The sequence below is a fragment of the Sulfitobacter sp. 1A12157 genome, from assembly GCF_043557345.1.
Taxonomy (GTDB): domain Bacteria; phylum Pseudomonadota; class Alphaproteobacteria; order Rhodobacterales; family Rhodobacteraceae; genus Sulfitobacter.
Genome location: NZ_JBIFFV010000006.1, coordinates 175,280 through 191,094 on the forward strand (window position 1 = coordinate 175,280; position 15,815 = coordinate 191,094).

Here is a 15,815-nt window from a genome sequence, read left to right on the forward strand (position 1 = left end):
CAGCGCCTGAGGTAGCGCCCTAATCGGCCGCCGCCAGCGCGCGTTCATACTCCTGCCCCGGAATAGCGTCGAGCAGGCTGCGCGTATAGGCGGTATCGGGGTCGTGCAGCACTTTGCTGACCGGCCCCGCCTCGACGATCTGGCCCTTTTGCATCACGATGATCCGGTCGCAAATCCGCGCCGCGACGCGCAGGTCGTGGGTGATGAAAAGCATCGACAGATGCAGCCGGGTTTTCAACTCGGCCAAGAGGTCGAGCACTTGGGCCTGAATGGAGACGTCGAGGGCCGAGACGGCCTCATCCGCGATGATGATCGACGGGTCCAGCGCCAGCGCGCGGGCGATACCGATCCGCTGCCGTTGCCCGCCCGAGAACTCATGCGGGAAACGTTTCATCGCGCTTTCGTCGAGCCCGACCAGTTCCAGCAACTCGCGCGCTTTGGCCTTGGCCTCCTTATCCGGGGTGCCATAGGCGATGAGCCCCTCGGTCAGGATGCGCGACACCCGCGCGCGGGGGTTGAGCGATGAGAACGGGTCTTGAAAGATCATCTGCAACTTGCGCCGCTGCGCCCGCAGTTCTGGCCCCGACATCTCTGCAATGTCGACGCCGTCCATCAACACGCGGCCCCCGTCAGGGTCAAGCAGCCGCACCAGACAGCGCCCGACGGTGGATTTGCCCGAGCCGGACTCCCCCACAATGCCGATGGTTTCGCCTGCAAAAAGCTCAAAACTCACGTCTTGGACGGCCTTCACCACCCGGCGCTTGCCAAAAAGCGTGCCAGAACCGGTGGAGAAGGTCTTTTGCAAGCCTTCGACCTTCAAAAGCGGGGTGCGTTCGACCTCTGCCGTGGCTTCGGTCTTGGTCAGCCGGGGGATCGCGTCGATGAGGGCGCGAGTATAGGGATGCTGGGGCTTCAGCAGCACCTCTTGGGCCGGGCCAGCCTCGACGATCTCCCCCTTTTTCATGACGATCACCCGGTCGGCGATATCGGCTACCACGCCAAAGTCATGGGTGATGAAGATCACCGCCATGCCGCGCTTGCGCCGCAGGTCTTCGATCAGCTTGAGGATCTGCGCCTGCGTGGTCACATCGAGCGCGGTGGTCGGCTCATCCGCGATCAGGATGTCCGGCTCCAACGCCAAGGCCATTGCGATCATCACCCGCTGCCGCTGCCCACCCGAAAGCTGGAAGGGATAGGCCCGGATCGCCGCTTCGGGGTCGGGAATGCCGACCTCCTCCAACAACTTGAGCGCCCGCGCGCGGCGCTCGTCCCCGGTGAGCGCGCCGTGGGCCTCGAACACCTCGGCGATTTGCGCCCCGATGCGCATCAGCGGGTTCAGCGCGCTGAGCGGTTCTTGAAAGATCATCGAAATGCGGCTGCCGCGCAATTTCAACATCTCTTTCTCAGACAGGCCAAGGATTGACTGCCCGTCAAAGGTGATGCTGCCCTTGTCGGGCAGAACCCCCTGCGGCAACAGCCCCATTACCGCATTGGCCGACATGGATTTGCCCGACCCGCTTTCGCCCACGATGCAGAGGATCTCCCCCGGGGCGAGGTCAAAGTTGATGTCCTTCGCGGCATAGAGCCGATCCGCCCCCATAGGCAGAGCGATAGACAGGTCACGGATGCTAAGCAGGGTCATTCGGATTTCCTCGTCAATCGCGGGTTCAGCGCGTCGTTCAGACCTTCGCCGATCAGGTTGAGCGCCAGCACTGTCAGCAGGATCGCCATGCCCGGCAGGAAGGACAGCCACCATGCGGTGCGGATCACGGTGCGTGCAGCCCCGATCATATAGCCCCAAGACATGATGTTCGGATCGCCCAGCCCCAGAAAAGACAGCGAGCTTTCCAACAGGATCGCCTGCGCCACCATGAGCGAGGCCAGCACGATAATGGGCGGCAGCGCGTTGGGCAGGATGTGGCGGGTGATGATCTGAAGGTTGCCGAGGCCCGACAGGCTCGCCGCCTCGACGAACTCGCGGGTTCTGAGCGACAGCACCTCGCCCCGCACCAGACGCGCGACCGGGGGCCATGACACGATCGAAATCGCGATGATCACAAAGGTCAGGCTGGGCTGAAAGATCGCCAGAAGCACGATCGCCAAGGCAAAGCTCGGGATGGTCTGAAAGAACTCGGTAAAGCGCATGAGCGCGTCGTCGATCCGGCCTGCGAAATACCCCGCCGCGGCCCCCACCGGCACCCCGATGGCCAGCGCCACGATGGTCGAGACCAGCCCGACCAGCAGGCTCACATAAGCGCCATGGGCAAGCCCCGCCATGACATCACGACCAAGCGCATCGGTGCCCAACATCAGCCCGTCTTGGGTGAAGGGCGGCAGGAAGGGCCGCTGCACCATTTTCCACGGGCTTTGCGGAAAGAGGATGGGCGCGAGGATGGCAGCGGCTATGACGAAGGTCAGGATGACCAGACCAATGACCGCGCCACGGTTATAGCTGAAACGTTTCCAAAAGCTCATCATGTCGTCAGCCTTATCCGCGGATCAACAATGACATAGATGACATCCGTGATCAGGTTGAACAGCAGCACCATGGCCGCCGAGATGTAGAAGACCCCGAGGATCACGTTGTAGTCCCGTTGGTTGATCGCCTCGAACATCAGCCGCCCGATGCCGGGCCATGCAAAGACGGTCTCGGTCAGGATGGCCCCGCCAAAGATTTGCCCGGCCTGAAGCCCGGCCAGCGTGATCACCGGCAAGAGCGCGTTGCGCAGGATGTGCCGCCGCTGGATCACGCCGCGGTTCAGCCCCTTGGCGCGGGCGGTTTTCACGAAATCCAGCCGCGAGACTTCGAGCATCGAGGCCCGCGTCATGCGCATGTAGATCGCCGTAAAGAACAGCCCCAGCGTCGACGCGGGCAAGATCAGATGTTTCGCCACATCCAACACATGAGCGAGGCCAGTATAGCCCGCGCCGATGGTGGAATAGCCAAAACCCGGCAGCCATTCGAGCCAGACGGAGAACACCAGCGTCGCCATCAGCGCCACCCAAAAGAGCGGGGTTGCATAGAACAGCAGCGCGAAGGTCGAGATGATCGTGTCACCCCACCGCCCCTGCCGGGCCGAGGCCGCGACCCCGGCGGTCACGCCCAGCACCAGCGACAGCACAAAGGCCACGCCGGTCAGCAAAAGCGTCGCCGGCAGGCGGTCGCCGATCATCTCGGCCACCGGCATCTGCTGGCGGAAGGAATAGCCAAGGTCGAGCTGCACCGCGCCTTTGATGTAAATCCACAACTGCATGTAGAGCGGCTGGTCCAAGCCGAAACGCGCCCGCAGGTCTGCAAGAAATTTCTCGTCCGCCGCCCCGGCTTCACCCGCCATGACCGCCGCAGGGTCACCCGGTGCCGCATGGATCAGCAGGAAATTGAAGACAAGGATCGCCAGCAGGATAAACACCGCCTTGACCAACCTGCCCAATATGAAACGTATCACGCTATCCGCCCCGTGTTGTTCTGATAGATGCCCGAGCCGCCGTGGCGGCTCGGGCCATGAGCGTTGTCGATTTTGTTACTTATCGAGCCACACGTCGCGGAAACCGTCGTTCACGCCAAAGGCGGTGTTGACCGGGTTCTTCACGTCGCAGCGGTAGATGGTAGGGAAGCCCAGCTCCAGAAGCCAGATGTTCGGCACATCCTCGACGATCGCGTCTTGGATCTCCTTATAGGCGGCCTTGCGCTCTTCCGGGCTGGCCATCAGGGCCGCTTCGGCAAAGAGCTTGTCGGTCTCGGGGTTCTGGTAGTTCGCCACGTTGTTCCAAGGCGAACCGGGGGCGGCATTGTCGCCCATATAGGTCCGCGAAACGCCAAGCGCCGGATCGCCATATTGGTAGAGATAGGTAAAGGCGAGGTCGAAGTCGCGGTCGGCAACCTTCTGGTTCCAGCCCGCCACATCCGAGGGCACGATCTCGGTCTTCATGCCGATCTCGCTCAGGTTCTGTTTGACCGCCTCGGCCCAGCGCTGCCAAGTCTCACCGTATGGCAGACCCAAGATGCGGATGGTTTCGCCGTCATAGCTGCTCTCTTCCAGCAGGGCTTTGGCCTTTTCCGGGTCATAGGAGATGTCCGGCGTCTCGCCGTCATAGAAGCGCGTCGAGGAGGACAGCGGGCCGGTCGCAACCTTGCCCAGACCGTTCCACAGCGCGTCCTTGGCGAACTCGCGGTCGATGCCATGCATGATCGCCTTGCGCACCTTCACATCGTCGAGCGGCTTGTTGTCGTTGTTCACCCACATCCAAGACAGCGGGCCGAAATATTCCCAGCCCTTGTCGGTGATGCAGGTATTCTCCATCGCCTGAATGCGCGCCACATCGAAATTCTCGACCGAGCCGCCGGGCAACACGTCGACCTTGCCGGTCTCATAGGCCACCGCGCGGGAGGCCGCGTCGGGGATCACATGGTAGTAGACTTCGTCAACGTAGGGTTTCCCCTCCATGTAGTAGTCTTCGTTCTTCACCAGATGGATGAAACTGCCCTTTTCCCATTTGTCAAACTTGAAGGGGCCGGTGCCGATGGGCGTGTTGTTCGCCTCGTTATTGGCGTAATCCGTACCTTCATAGATGTGCTTTGGGATCATCGGCGCGGTGCCCGCCTCAAAGATGCCGATGAAGGGGCCGAAGGGCTGTTTGAGGTTGAAGACAACCGTGTGGTCGTCAGGCGTCTCGATGCTTTCGACATGTTCCATATAGGTGCGCATCCGCGAGTGGCTCTCGCGCAGGAACTTATCCATGGAGAATTCGACATCCTCCGAGGTGAAGGGCTCACCGTCATGGAACACCACGCCCTCGCGCAGCTTGAAGGTATAGGTCTTGCCGTCTTCGGAAATCTCCCATGATTCAGCCAATTGCCCTTCGGGCTTCAGGTCGAAATCATAGCGCAGCAGGCTTTCGTAGATATCGCCCCCGACCATCTGTGTCGGGCCGTTCTGCACAAGGCCGATCATCAGGCTGGGCGGCTCGGGCTGGATCACGACGTTAAGCGTGCCGCCGGATTTGGGCTCACCATCCTGCGCGGCCAAAGGCCCGGCCAGCGCCAGCGCCAAAACGGCTGCGGTTAATTTAGTTGTTTTTAGCATGTAAATCCCCATTGGTTTTGCTGAAACTCGCCCAATGACGGCGTCCGATCTGATGTCGGCTTCTTGCAGTCGCTTGGGTGGTCGCCGCGCGATATGCGGCGTCTTGATGGCTCATTCACCTGTGGTGAATGATTGGATGTATCTTATGATCCCCTCCTTTGCGTCATCGATGTCTGCGCGCATCTCCGCAGCCGCGGCCGCGGGATCGCGATTCTCACAGGCTGCAATAATTGCCTGATGATGTCGAACCAGCCCCATCTGCTCTCGCGCATAGTACCCCGCGATCAACGGCCCCATGCGCAGCCATAGCCCGCTGAGAATGGCCAGCAGGATCGGCATCTCCGCCGCCTCTACCAGCGCGAAATGGAACTCTTGATTGAACTTCACCGCCTGCGGCCAGCGCCCGGCCACCGCTGCGGCCTCGTTGCGCTCGACAATCTTCTTCAGGCGGCGGATTTCCTTGGGGCCAACCACCTCAGCGGCGCGGCCTGCGGCAAAGCCCTCCAGCTCGCGCCGGATGCTTGCAATTTCGAGATACTGCGCCTTTGTCAGCACCGGCACGCGCACATCGCGCACGCTGCGCTGGACCAAAGCCTCATCCCGCAAGAGCCGCTGCACCGCGTCGCGCACCGGGGTCGAACTGGTGCCCAACCGCTCGGCCAAGCCACGAATGGTGACCTTTTCATTCGGGCGAAGCCTGCCTTCCACCAAGTCCTGACAGACCCGATCATAGATCGCATCGCCTAATGAAACTTGATTGATCTCGGCCATCGCGCCCTCATCCTTACTGGCCGACTTGCTGCCAGTTTTGATGCATGATGCATCATTTCTATTGAGCCTGCAAATTAAAACTGCAATGCTCCGCCGCAACGACATCAGACCACAGGGAATGTGATGAAAGTCTTTTTCGACGAACGCCAGCTTGGCCATGCGCCGACACATTACTTTCGGCGCGGCGCGGCGATGCCGCATCAAGAACAGCCCCAACGTGCTGAAATTCTACGCGATATGTTAATCGGCGAAGGGTTCGAGATCAGCAAACCCCAAGACCACGGGCTGGCGCCGATCAAAGCGGTGCACAACCCCGATTACGTCGACTTTCTGCCCGATGCCCATGCCCGTTTCGTCGAAAGCGCGGGGCCAGAGGCGCTGGCCATCCCCACCATGCACCCCGGTGTGCGGCGCGGGAAAGAGCCCAAGGATATTCACGGTCAATTGGGCTGGTGGATGACCGACACCTCGACCCCGCTGACCGAAGGGTCTTGGGACGCGGCCTATTGGTCGGCGCAAACCGCCATTGAAGCGGCCCAAACGGTGGCAACCGGTGCTCGCGCGGCCTATGCGCTCTGCCGCCCGCCCGGCCACCACGCGATGCGCGATTGCGCGAATGGTTTTTGCTTTTTCAACAACGCCTGTATCGCGGCAGAGCACCTTACCCAGACCTATAAGAAGGTCGCGCTGATCGACATCGACGTGCACACCGGCAATGGCTCGCTCGACATCCTCTATGAACGCGGCGACATCTTCTTTTGCTCATTGCATCCCGATCCGGCCACCTACCCCACCTTCTACCTTGGCCATGCCGATGAGACGGGCGAAGGCGACGGGGCGGGCAAATCGCTGAACCTCCTGCTGGCGCAGGGCGCGGGCCAAGATGAGGTGCTGGCCCTGCTCGACAAGGGCATCGCCGCAATGCGTGATTTCCGGGCCGAGGCGTTGGTCGTCTCGCTGGGGTTTGACATGGCCGCCGACGATCCGCTCGCTGCCGTGAAGGTCTACCCCGACGGCTTTGCCGAAATGGCGCGGCGCTTGGCGGCGCTGAACCTTCCCACCGCATTGATCCAAGAGGGCGGCTACCTTGGCCCCTCCCTTGCCGATAACGCAAAATCATTTCTCACGACATTCCGCGAGGCCACAGCATGAGCAAGACACCCCAAGAGATGAACGGCGCGGAAAGCGTTGTGCGCAGCCTACATGCGGGCGGGGTGGAGGTCTGTTTCGCCAACCCCGGCACCTCCGAAATGCAATTCGTCGACGCGCTGGACCGCACCAAACTGATGCGCTGCGTTCTGGGCCTGTTCGAAGGCGTGGTGACCGGCGCCGCCGATGGCTATGCGCGCATGGCGGGCAAACCGGCGGTGACCCTGCTGCACCTCGCGCCCGGTTTCGCCAATGCCGCAGCCAACCTGCACAACGCCCGCAAGGCGCGGGTGCCGATGGTCAACCTTGTGGGCGATCACGCGCTGCGGCACCAGAAATACGACGCGCCCCTGTCGGCGGATGTCGAAGGCGCCTGCGCGCCCTTCAGCGATTGGGTGCGCTCGGGCCGTGACGCGGGCAGCTTTGCCGCCGATGCGATGACCGCCCTCGCGGTCGCCCAAGGCAAGCCGGGCAAGGTCGCCACGCTGATCGCGCCCGCCGACATCGGCTGGGACGCGGGCGGCCAGATGGCCGAGGCCGTCGCCCCCGCAGCCCCTGCCCCGCTGGACGAAGCCGCGCTCGATGCTGCGGTCAAAACCTTGGAAAGCGGTGAGAAGACCGTGCTTCTGGTGGGCAGCGGTGTGCTGGAAAACCAAGAGGCGATGGCCCTGCTGCATGGCATTGCGGAAAAGACCGGGGCCGATATCCTTGCCCCGACCTCGAACCGCCGGTTGGAGCGCGGACAGGGGCGGTTTGCCGTCAACAAAATCCCCTATCCGATCAACGCGGCGCTCGAATCTCTCGCCCCCTACAGCCGTGCCATCCTGATCGAGACCCCGCCCCCGGTCGCCTTTTTTGCCTATCCCGGCAAGCCGAGCCTGCTGTTGCCGGTCGATTGCCATACCGTGACACTCGCCGCCGTCGATGGCGATGGTGCCACCGCGCTGGCCGCTCTGGCGGACCGCATCAATGCGAAACCCGCCACCCCGCGCGACCACGCGCGGCCCGCGGCACCACAGGCGGGCGGCATCAGCTTGCAAAACCTCGGCGCGGCCTTGGCAAATGCGCTGCCCGAAGACGCCATCGTGGTGGATGAGGCCGTCTCTTCCGGCGGGGCGACTTTTCCAGCGGGCGACAGTGCTGCGCCGAACACTTGGCTCGCGCTGACCGGCGGGTCGATTGGCATTGGCATCCCCCTCTCCGCCGGGGCTGCCATCGCCTGCCCCGACCGCCCGGTGATCACGCTGCAGGCCGATGGCTCGGCCATGTACACCATTCAGGCACTCTGGACCCAAGCGCGCGAGAATTCCAACGTCACCACCATCATTCTGGCCAATCAGTCCTATGAGATTCTCAAGGGCGAGTTGCACAATGTCGGCGCCCAGCCCGGCCCTGACGCGCTGAGCATGCTGAACCTCGACCGCCCGCAATTGGATTTCGTCGCCATGGCCAAGGGCATGGGCGTGCCCGGCAAACGGGTCGAAGACATCACCGATCTGATGCGCACCATCGAAGAGGCCGCAAAAGAGCCCGGCCCCTTCCTCATCGAAGCGATGCTGTAACCCACCGAAAGGACACGCCATGCCCCTCGATCCAGACCTCAAGTCTCGCATCCTTCAGGCTGTTGAAGACGGATTTGCCGAACAGGTAAGCTTTACCCAAAAGCTTGTGCAAATGCCCTCTCTGCGCGGCCATGAACATGCGATCCAAGACCTGCTGTTCCGCAGCCTGCAAAGCCGTGGCTACGCGATGGACCGGTTCAAGATGGACCGCGCCGCGATCGAGGCGCATCCCGGCGGGTCGAAATACTCCGACGATCATTCCGATGCGCCCATCGTCGTGGGCATCCACCGCCCGCGCGATGAGCGGGGCCGCTCGCTGATCCTGCAATCGCATCTCGATGTGGTGCCCGAAGGCTTGCACGACATGTGGGACGATCCGCCCTTTTCGGCCAAGATCGACGGCGATTGGATGTATGGCCGGGGCGCGGGCGATATGAAGGCGGGGGCGGCTGCGAATCTTTTTGCGCTCGACGCGCTGCGTCGCATCGGGCTGCAACCGGCGGCAACCGTCTATGTGCAATCCGTGGTCGAGGAGGAATCCACCGGCAACGGCGCTTTGCAGACCTTCCTGCAAGGCTACACCGCCGATGCGGTTTTCATCCCCGAACCCGAAGAGGAAATGCTGGTCCGCGCCAACACCGGCGTCATCTGGTTTCAGGTGCAGCTGCGTGGCGTGCCCGTCCATGTGCGCGAAATGGGCGAAGGCGCCAATGCCATTGATGCCGCCACCCGCGTCATCACCGCCCTGCGCGAAATGGAGGAGGATTGGAACGCCGAGAAAGACCAGCACCCGCATTTCGAAGACGAGGCCCATCCGATCAACCTTAACATCGGCAAGATCGAAGGCGGCGATTGGGCGTCATCGGTGCCGTCATGGTGCAACATCGATTGCCGCGTTTCCATCTATCCGGGCCGCAGCGCCGAGGATGCCGCGTGCGAGATCACCGAGCGGGTCAAAGCCTTCGCCCAAAGCGATAACTTCCTGTCGAACAATCCGCCCAAGGTGGTCTTCAACGGTTTTCACGCCGAAGGCTATGTGCTGGCGCCGGGCAGCGAAGCCGAAGCCGTGTTGGAACGCGCCCATGAAGAGGCCATCGGCGCGCCGCTGCAATCCTTCATGACGGCGGGCTACCTCGATACGCGGGTCTATGCGCTGTACAACAAAATCCCCGCGCTTTGTTACGGGCCGAAATCGCGCAACATTCACGGGATTAATGAATCCGTCAGCCTGAGTTCGGTCAAGAAGATCACCCAAGCCATGGCGCTGTTCATCGCCGAATGGTGCGGGACCGAGGACATCACTCCATGACCGAGGCCGGGATCACGCCCCATGGCGGTCTGCCCCCCTTTCTCAGCGGTGTGCTGGCCGAAGAGGCCGGGGCGCAGACCGACCTGCTGGCGCAAGACCCGCCCGCCTTTGACGCGGCCCGCGCGGCAGAGGTCGCGCGGCGCTGCTATGGTATCTCGGGTCAGATCGAACCGCTTGCGGCTGAGAAAGACGCGAACTTCCTCATTGCCCTCGCCACGGGCGAAAAGGCACTGCTAAAGATCACCAACGCCGCCGAAGACCGTGCGGTGACCGACATGCAGACCGCCGCACTGATGCATCTGGCCGCCGCCGATCCCGAACTGCCCGTGCAACGCATCTGCGCCAGCCTGAACGGCAAAGCCGCCGAGGTCGCCACCGCCGCCGACGGACAGCCCCATGTCGTCCGCCTGATGTCCTTTCTCGGCGGCACCGTGCTCAGCAATGCGGCCCCGCAGCCGGGCCTCTACCGCGCCTTGGGCGATTTCCACGCGCGGGTCACCCTTGGGCTGCGCGGGTTCTTTCATCCGGCGGGCGGGCATTTTCTGCAATGGGACATCAAACAGGCAGGCCATCTGCGCCCTCTGTTGGCGGATGTGCAGGACGCCGCGCTGCGCGCCCAACTGGGGCGCACCCTCGATCACTTTGATGCAGAAGTCGCGCCCCAACTTCCGCATCTGCGGGCACAGGTCGTCCATAACGATTTCAATCCGCACAATATTTTGGTCGATGGACCAGAGGCACAGCGCCCCGTCGGGCTGATCGACTTCGGTGACATGGTGCATACGCCGCTGGCCTGCGATCTGGCGGTAGCCTGCTCCTATCAACTCGGCCAAGGCACAGACCCGCTGGCCGCCATTTGCGAGATGGTCGCGGGCTTCGCCGCACGTCTGCCGCTGGAGGCCGAGGAAATCGCGCTTCTACCCAGTCTGATCCGGCTGCGCCATGCCACCACCTTGGCGATCGGTGCCTCTCGCGCGCGGCGCTATCCCGAGAATGCCGCCTATATCCTGCGCAACGCCGCCGCCTCGCAGCGCGGGCTGGCCGCACTCGACCATGTGGGCGACGCCGCCGCGATCAAAGCCCTGCACCACGCTGCGGGAACGGAGTGACCGATGACCATGATCAACGCCTATGACAGCGCCCAAGCCGAGACCCTCAACCCCGCAGACCGCGCCCTGATCGACCGCCGCGCCAAGGCGCTCGGCCCCGCCTACCGGCTGTTCTACGACCAGCCGCTGCATATCACGCACAGTGCGGGTGTCTGGCTTTGGGACAAGGACGGACGCAAATACCTCGATGCCTATAACAACGTCGCATCTGTCGGCCATTGCCACCCCCGCGTGGTCGAGGCGATTACCCGGCAGTTGGGCGTGCTGAACACGCACACCCGCTATCTGCATGAAAACGTTGTCACTTACGCCGAACGGCTGCTCGCCACCATGCCCGACGCACTCGGCCATGTCATGTTCACCTGCACCGGCTCCGAGGCGAATGACATCGCCCTGCGCATCGCCCGCAGCTATACCCGGCGCGAGGGCGTCATCGTCACCCGGCTTGCCTATCACGGGTTGACCGAAGCGGTGGCCGAACTTTCCCCCTCGTTAGGCGAATTCACCCCGCGCAGCCCGCGCATCCGGCTGATCGACGCGCCTGACAGGCTGCGCATCCCCGAGGCCCAGCAGGGCGCGAAACTCGCCGCCGATCTGGCCCAAGCGATTGCCGAGATGCGCGCCGATGGGATCGAGCCTGCGGCCTTCATCGTCGATACGATCTTTTCCAGCGACGGGCTGCATCCCGATCCGGCAGGGTTCTTGCAACCGGCGGTCGATCTGATCCGCGCCGAGGGGGGGCTTTTCATCGCTGACGAAGTGCAGCCCGGCTTTGCCCGCACCGGCGACGCTTTCTGGGGGTTTCAGCGCCACGGTCTGGTGCCTGACATGGTCACGATGGGCAAGCCGATGGGCAATGGCTTCCCCCTTTCCGGCACCGCGATGCGGCCAGAACTGGTGCAAGAATTTGGTGAAAAGGCACGCTATTTCAACACCTTTGGCGGCAACCCCGTGGCCGCCGCCGCGGGCATGGCGGTGCTCGACGTGATCGCGGATGAGGGATTGCAGGACAATGCCGCCAGGGTGGGCGGCTTTCTCAAGCGCGGCTTGCAGGACATCGCGACCCGCTACCCCGAGATCGGCCATGTGCGCGGCGCGGGGCTGTTTCTGGCGGTCGAATGCGTCACCGCGCGCGAGACCAACGCCCCCGATGCCGCCCGCGCCAAATTCGTGGTCAACCACCTGCGCCAGAATGGCGTCTTGATCAGCGCCACCGGGCCGGGGGCCAACGTGCTGAAAATCCGCCCGCCGCTTGTCTTGCAGCAGGCCGAGGCTACGCTGTTCCTCGACGCGACCGAAGCCGCCTTTGCCGCCGCGCGGGCCGAGGGGGTTTAACCCCGCGGCCCTACTGCGCCTCGCGCAGGGACCGCTCCCGCGCGCGGGCCTTGGTCAGCCATGCCGGGTCCATCTGCGGCACCGATGTCAGCAACCGCTTGGTATAGGCCTGCTTTGGATCGCCAAAGATCTCATCCCGCCCGCCCTGCTCCACGATCTGACCATTCTTGAGCACGATCACCTTATGAGCAATCGCCTCAACCGTGGCCAAGTCATGGGTGATGAACATGAAGGTCAAATCCAGCTCGGTCTGCAAACGCACCAAAAGCCGCAGGATCCCCTCGGCCACCAGTTGGTCCAGCGCGCTGGTAACCTCGTCACAGATGATGAATTCGGGCTCGGCCGCCAACGCCCGCGCGATGCCCACGCGCTGCTTCTGGCCGCCGGAGAGCTCACTGGGTTTGCGGTCAAGGAAGGCGCGGTCGAGGTCGACCAGATCCATCAGTTCCGCCACCCGCGCCTGAAGCTCTTGCCCCCTGCGGCCCGTGAACTTGCGCACCGGGCGGGCCAAAATCTCGCGGATACTGTGGCGCGGGTTCAGCGAGGTATCCGTCGATTGATAGATCATCTGGATATTGCGCAGCGTCTCGGCCCCGCGTTTGGCCAACCGCGGCTCTAGCGGCGCGTCGTTCCAGAAAAACTGCCCGGCGACGGGGGGCAACAGCCCCGCGATCACCCGCGCGAGCGTCGATTTACCCGACCCGCTTTCCCCGACGACGGCGGTGGTCTGACCGCGCGGGAAGGTGAAGTTAAGGTTGTCCAGCACGGTCATCGGCCCATAGGCGGCCGAGACCCCCTCGCCGCGGATCAGCGCCGGGGCTTCCCCCGCCTCGGCGTCGGGACGACGGAAGGACCGCACGGCCCAAAGCGAGCGGGTATAGTCCTCTTGCGGGGCGTCCAGCATGGTCTTGGTCGGCGCGGTCTCCACCGCCGCGCCATCCTTCATCACGCAGATGCGGTCGGCCATCTGGCTGACCACGGCCAAATCATGGGTGATATAGATCGCCGCCGTGTCATATTGCTCAACGATATCACGGATCGCGCCCAGCACTTCGATCTGGGTGGTCACGTCCAAGGCGGTCGTCGGCTCATCAAAAATGATCAGGTCGGGGCGGCAGGCCATGGCCATCGCCGTCATCGCCCGTTGCAACTGGCCGCCCGACACTTGGTGCGGGTAGCGAAAGCCGATCTCTTCGGGATTGGGCAGTTGCATCTGACGGTAGAGCGCGACGGCGTCCTGCTCTGCCGCCGCGCGGCCCGAGACACCGTGCAGACGGGGCGCTTCGGTATATTGGTCGATCAGCGTCTTGGCGGGGTTAAAACTTGCCGCCGCGGATTGGGCGACATAGGCGATGCGTTTGCCGTGCAACCGGCGCAATTGCCCGCGCCCCATGCCGATCAACTCGGTCCTGTCGAATTCGACGCTGCCCCCGGCAAAGCGCACCCCGTCGCGGACATAGCCCATCGCCGCCAAGCCGGCGGAGCTTTTGCCCGCCCCGCTTTCGCCGACAAGACCCAGCACCTCGCCCCGGTCCAGTTCCAGATCGAGCCCTTTGATGATCACATTGGGCCGCGCGCGGCTGCCCGCCTCAAGCCGAAGACCGCGAATGTTCAGAAGATTTCCCATAGGCCTGCCCCTGCTTGGTTAACTTTTCAGTCCGCTGGCGCGGTGCAGCATCCAATCGACGATCAGGTTGATCGCGACGGTCAGCAAGGCGATGGCAGCCGCCGGGATCAGCGGGGTGATATCGCCAAAGCTGATCAGGGTGGCATTCTCTTTCACCATCGACCCCCAATCCGCCGTGGGCGGCTGGATCCCGATGCCGAGAAAGGACAGCGCCGCGATAAAGAGAAACACAAAACAAAAGCGCACGCCGAATTCAGCGATCAGGGTGGACCAGATGTTGGGCAGAATTTCGCGCCGCAGCAGCCATGGCGTGCGCTCCCCGCGCAGCTTGGCGGCCTCGACGAAATCAAGGCCCACCACATTCATCGCCGCCGCGCGCGACAGCCGGTAGACAGGGGCGACATAGATCACCGCGATCACCCCGACCATATTGGGGATCGAGGGGCCGACAATGGCCAAGAGCATCAGCGCCAAGATCAGCGGCGGCACCGCCATCAACACGTCGACGAGCCGCGACAGGACTTCGTCCAGCCATCCCCCCTTGAGGGCGGCCAGCATCCCCAGCGTGGCCCCGACCGAAAAGGAAATGGCCGTGGTCAGCAGCGCCAGCCCGACCGTATTGCGCGCCCCAAAGATCATGCGCGACAGCATATCGCGGCCCAGATTGTCGGTGCCGAGCGGATGCGCGGCGCTCCACGGCAGATAGGCGTCGCCCACCACCTCCGTCTCGCCATAGGGCGCGATCCACGGGGCGAAAAGACCGGTGATCGCCACGAGGACCAGCACCACCATGCCAAAGATCGCCGAGGGCGGCGCGGATTTCAGCAAAGATTTCATCGTTATCTCCCGTGCCGCAGACGCGGGTTCGACATGATCGAGATGATGTCGGCCAGAACGTTGAGCGTGATATAGACAGCGGCAAAGAACAGCCCCACGGCCTGCACCACCGGGAAATCCCGGCTGGAAACCGCATCGACCAGTAACTGGCCCAGACCGGGGTAGGAAAAGACGACCTCGACCACCACCACGCCGACCACCAGATAGGCAAGGTTCAGCGCCACGACGTTCACGATCGGCGCGAGCGCATTGGGCAGCGCGTGTTGCAGAATGATGCGCCAGCGCGGCACGCCCTTGAGGCGGGCCATCTCGATATAGGGCGAGGCCAGCACATTGATGATGGCCGCCCGCGTCATCCGCATCATATGCGCCACGACCACCAGAATAAGCGTCAGCGCGGGCAGAAAGCTGCGATAGAGCGCGTCCCAGAACCCCGTGGCGCTGTCGATCCGTGCCAGCGTGGGAAAGACGCCCGCCTTGATCGACAAAAACAGGATCAGGAGATAGCCCACGAAAAACTCGGGCATGGAGATCGCGGAAAGCGCGGTCAGGTTGACACCGCGGTCAAACAGCGTGTTGCGCCACAGCGCCGCCAGAAGCCCAAGGATCACCGCCAGCGGGGCGGCGATGACGGCGGCATAGACGGCCAGAAACATGGTATTGGCAAGTCGCGGGCCCAAAAGCTCAGACACCTCGCGCCCCGAAGCCAAAGAAGTGCCGAAATCACCGCGCAGCACACCGCCGAGCCAATCGAAATACCGAAGATGCGCGGGCTGATCGAGGCCAAGCTCGGCGCGAAAGGCGGCGAGGGTCGATTCAGTCGCCGATTGGCCAAGGATCTGCTGCGCCAGATCACCCGGCAAGAGTTCGATGCCAACGAACATGAGGGCGGATACGACAAAGAGGGTCAGAATGCCAAGGGACACTCGGCCAATAACAAGCTTCTGAAGCCGGGACATTTTAAAGTTTTCTCCGGCCCGGGGCGGGCCATTGGTGCGGGAAACGGACGGCCCATGGGGGCCGCCCGCGTGA

General features: G+C 63.1%; 13 protein-coding genes. 5 read left to right on the forward strand and 8 right to left on the reverse strand.

Annotated features, from left to right (window positions below; all coding sequences use genetic code 11):
• Positions 1–19: 19 nt before the first annotated feature.
• The 5 genes from ACGYLC_RS12280 to ACGYLC_RS12300 all read right to left on the reverse strand — a co-directional run bounded on the left by ACGYLC_RS12280 (position 20) and on the right by ACGYLC_RS12300 (position 6,014).
• On the reverse strand, positions 20–1,642 hold the full coding sequence (locus ACGYLC_RS12280) for an ABC transporter ATP-binding protein (protein WP_394423150.1): 1,623 nt from the start codon (positions 1,640–1,642) through the stop codon (positions 20–22).
• Positions 1,639–2,478, reverse strand: coding sequence for an ABC transporter permease (locus ACGYLC_RS12285; protein WP_394423151.1), 840 nt, complete (start codon positions 2,476–2,478; stop codon positions 1,639–1,641). Before ACGYLC_RS12285 ends, ACGYLC_RS12280 begins: the two co-directional genes overlap by 4 nt.
• Positions 2,475–3,446 (reverse strand): ABC transporter permease, encoded by a 972-nt coding sequence (locus ACGYLC_RS12290; RefSeq protein WP_271689234.1) that lies wholly within the window; start codon positions 3,444–3,446, stop codon positions 2,475–2,477. Before ACGYLC_RS12290 ends, ACGYLC_RS12285 begins: the two co-directional genes overlap by 4 nt.
• A gap of 75 nt (positions 3,447–3,521) precedes the next feature.
• Positions 3,522–5,096: an ABC transporter substrate-binding protein gene (locus ACGYLC_RS12295; RefSeq protein ID WP_394399274.1), complete on the reverse strand. Its 1,575-nt coding sequence runs from the start codon at positions 5,094–5,096 to the stop codon at positions 3,522–3,524.
• Between the two features lie 99 nt (positions 5,097–5,195).
• Positions 5,196–6,014: a GntR family transcriptional regulator gene (locus ACGYLC_RS12300; RefSeq protein WP_394399276.1), complete on the reverse strand. Its 819-nt coding sequence runs from the start codon at positions 6,012–6,014 to the stop codon at positions 5,196–5,198.
• Between ACGYLC_RS12300 and ACGYLC_RS12305 the strand changes: the two genes are divergently transcribed.
• The 5 genes from ACGYLC_RS12305 to ACGYLC_RS12325 are packed head-to-tail and all read left to right on the forward strand — an operon-like array spanning position 5,979 to position 12,319.
• Entirely contained in the window at positions 5,979–7,007 is a 1,029-nt protein-coding gene (locus ACGYLC_RS12305; protein ID WP_394423152.1) for a histone deacetylase family protein, read from the forward strand. The genes ACGYLC_RS12300 and ACGYLC_RS12305 overlap by 36 nt on opposite strands.
• On the forward strand, positions 7,004–8,566 hold the full coding sequence (locus ACGYLC_RS12310) for an acetolactate synthase large subunit (protein WP_394423153.1): 1,563 nt from the start codon (positions 7,004–7,006) through the stop codon (positions 8,564–8,566). The genes ACGYLC_RS12305 and ACGYLC_RS12310 overlap by 4 nt, the downstream gene beginning before the upstream one ends.
• A 19-nt stretch (positions 8,567–8,585) precedes the next feature.
• Positions 8,586–9,875: an ArgE/DapE family deacylase gene (locus tag ACGYLC_RS12315; protein WP_394423154.1), complete on the forward strand. Its 1,290-nt coding sequence runs from the start codon at positions 8,586–8,588 to the stop codon at positions 9,873–9,875.
• The gene (locus tag ACGYLC_RS12320; RefSeq protein ID WP_394423155.1) at positions 9,872–10,984 is read left to right on the forward strand and encodes a phosphotransferase; all 1,113 of its coding nucleotides are present in this window, start codon (positions 9,872–9,874) and stop codon (positions 10,982–10,984) included. The genes ACGYLC_RS12315 and ACGYLC_RS12320 overlap by 4 nt, the downstream gene beginning before the upstream one ends.
• Positions 10,985–10,987: 3 nt before the next feature.
• Positions 10,988–12,319, forward strand: coding sequence for an aspartate aminotransferase family protein (locus tag ACGYLC_RS12325; protein WP_394423156.1), 1,332 nt, complete (start codon positions 10,988–10,990; stop codon positions 12,317–12,319).
• Between the two features lie 10 nt (positions 12,320–12,329).
• Here ACGYLC_RS12325 and ACGYLC_RS12330 read toward each other — a convergent pair whose 3' ends face one another.
• Genes ACGYLC_RS12330 through ACGYLC_RS12340 form a run of 3 tightly spaced genes read right to left on the reverse strand, consistent with a single transcriptional unit; the run spans position 12,330 to position 15,742 of the window.
• Positions 12,330–13,946 (reverse strand): ABC transporter ATP-binding protein, encoded by a 1,617-nt coding sequence (locus ACGYLC_RS12330; RefSeq protein WP_394423157.1) that lies wholly within the window; start codon positions 13,944–13,946, stop codon positions 12,330–12,332.
• Between the two features lie 18 nt (positions 13,947–13,964).
• A complete protein-coding gene (locus ACGYLC_RS12335; RefSeq protein WP_394423158.1) occupies positions 13,965–14,783 on the reverse strand; it encodes an ABC transporter permease in 819 nt (272 codons plus the stop codon).
• 2 nt (positions 14,784–14,785) lie between these two features.
• On the reverse strand, positions 14,786–15,742 hold the full coding sequence (locus tag ACGYLC_RS12340; protein ID WP_394423159.1) for an ABC transporter permease: 957 nt from the start codon (positions 15,740–15,742) through the stop codon (positions 14,786–14,788).
• Positions 15,743–15,815 lie beyond the last annotated feature (73 nt).

Bases quoted from the DNA above. Each gene is read 5' to 3' on its own strand.
- ACGYLC_RS12340 (WP_394423159.1), bottom strand. From the start codon at position 15,742: ATGTCCCGGCTTCAGAAGCTTGTTATTGGCCGAGTGTCCCTTGGCATT.
- ACGYLC_RS12295 (WP_394399274.1), bottom strand. From the start codon at position 5,096: ATGGGGATTTACATGCTAAAAACAACTAAATTAACCGCAGCCGTTTTG.
- ACGYLC_RS12305 (WP_394423152.1), top strand. From the start codon at position 5,979: ATGAAAGTCTTTTTCGACGAACGCCAGCTTGGCCATGCGCCGACACAT.
- ACGYLC_RS12330 (WP_394423157.1), bottom strand. From the start codon at position 13,946: ATGGGAAATCTTCTGAACATTCGCGGTCTTCGGCTTGAGGCGGGCAGC.
- ACGYLC_RS12310 (WP_394423153.1), top strand. From the start codon at position 7,004: ATGAGCAAGACACCCCAAGAGATGAACGGCGCGGAAAGCGTTGTGCGC.
- ACGYLC_RS12320 (WP_394423155.1), top strand. From the start codon at position 9,872: ATGACCGAGGCCGGGATCACGCCCCATGGCGGTCTGCCCCCCTTTCTC.
- ACGYLC_RS12335 (WP_394423158.1), bottom strand. From the start codon at position 14,783: ATGAAATCTTTGCTGAAATCCGCGCCGCCCTCGGCGATCTTTGGCATG.
- ACGYLC_RS12315 (WP_394423154.1), top strand. From the start codon at position 8,586: ATGCCCCTCGATCCAGACCTCAAGTCTCGCATCCTTCAGGCTGTTGAA.
- ACGYLC_RS12285 (WP_394423151.1), bottom strand. From the start codon at position 2,478: ATGATGAGCTTTTGGAAACGTTTCAGCTATAACCGTGGCGCGGTCATT.
- ACGYLC_RS12325 (WP_394423156.1), top strand. From the start codon at position 10,988: ATGACCATGATCAACGCCTATGACAGCGCCCAAGCCGAGACCCTCAAC.
- ACGYLC_RS12300 (WP_394399276.1), bottom strand. From the start codon at position 6,014: ATGGCCAAGCTGGCGTTCGTCGAAAAAGACTTTCATCACATTCCCTGT.
- ACGYLC_RS12280 (WP_394423150.1), bottom strand. From the start codon at position 1,642: ATGACCCTGCTTAGCATCCGTGACCTGTCTATCGCTCTGCCTATGGGG.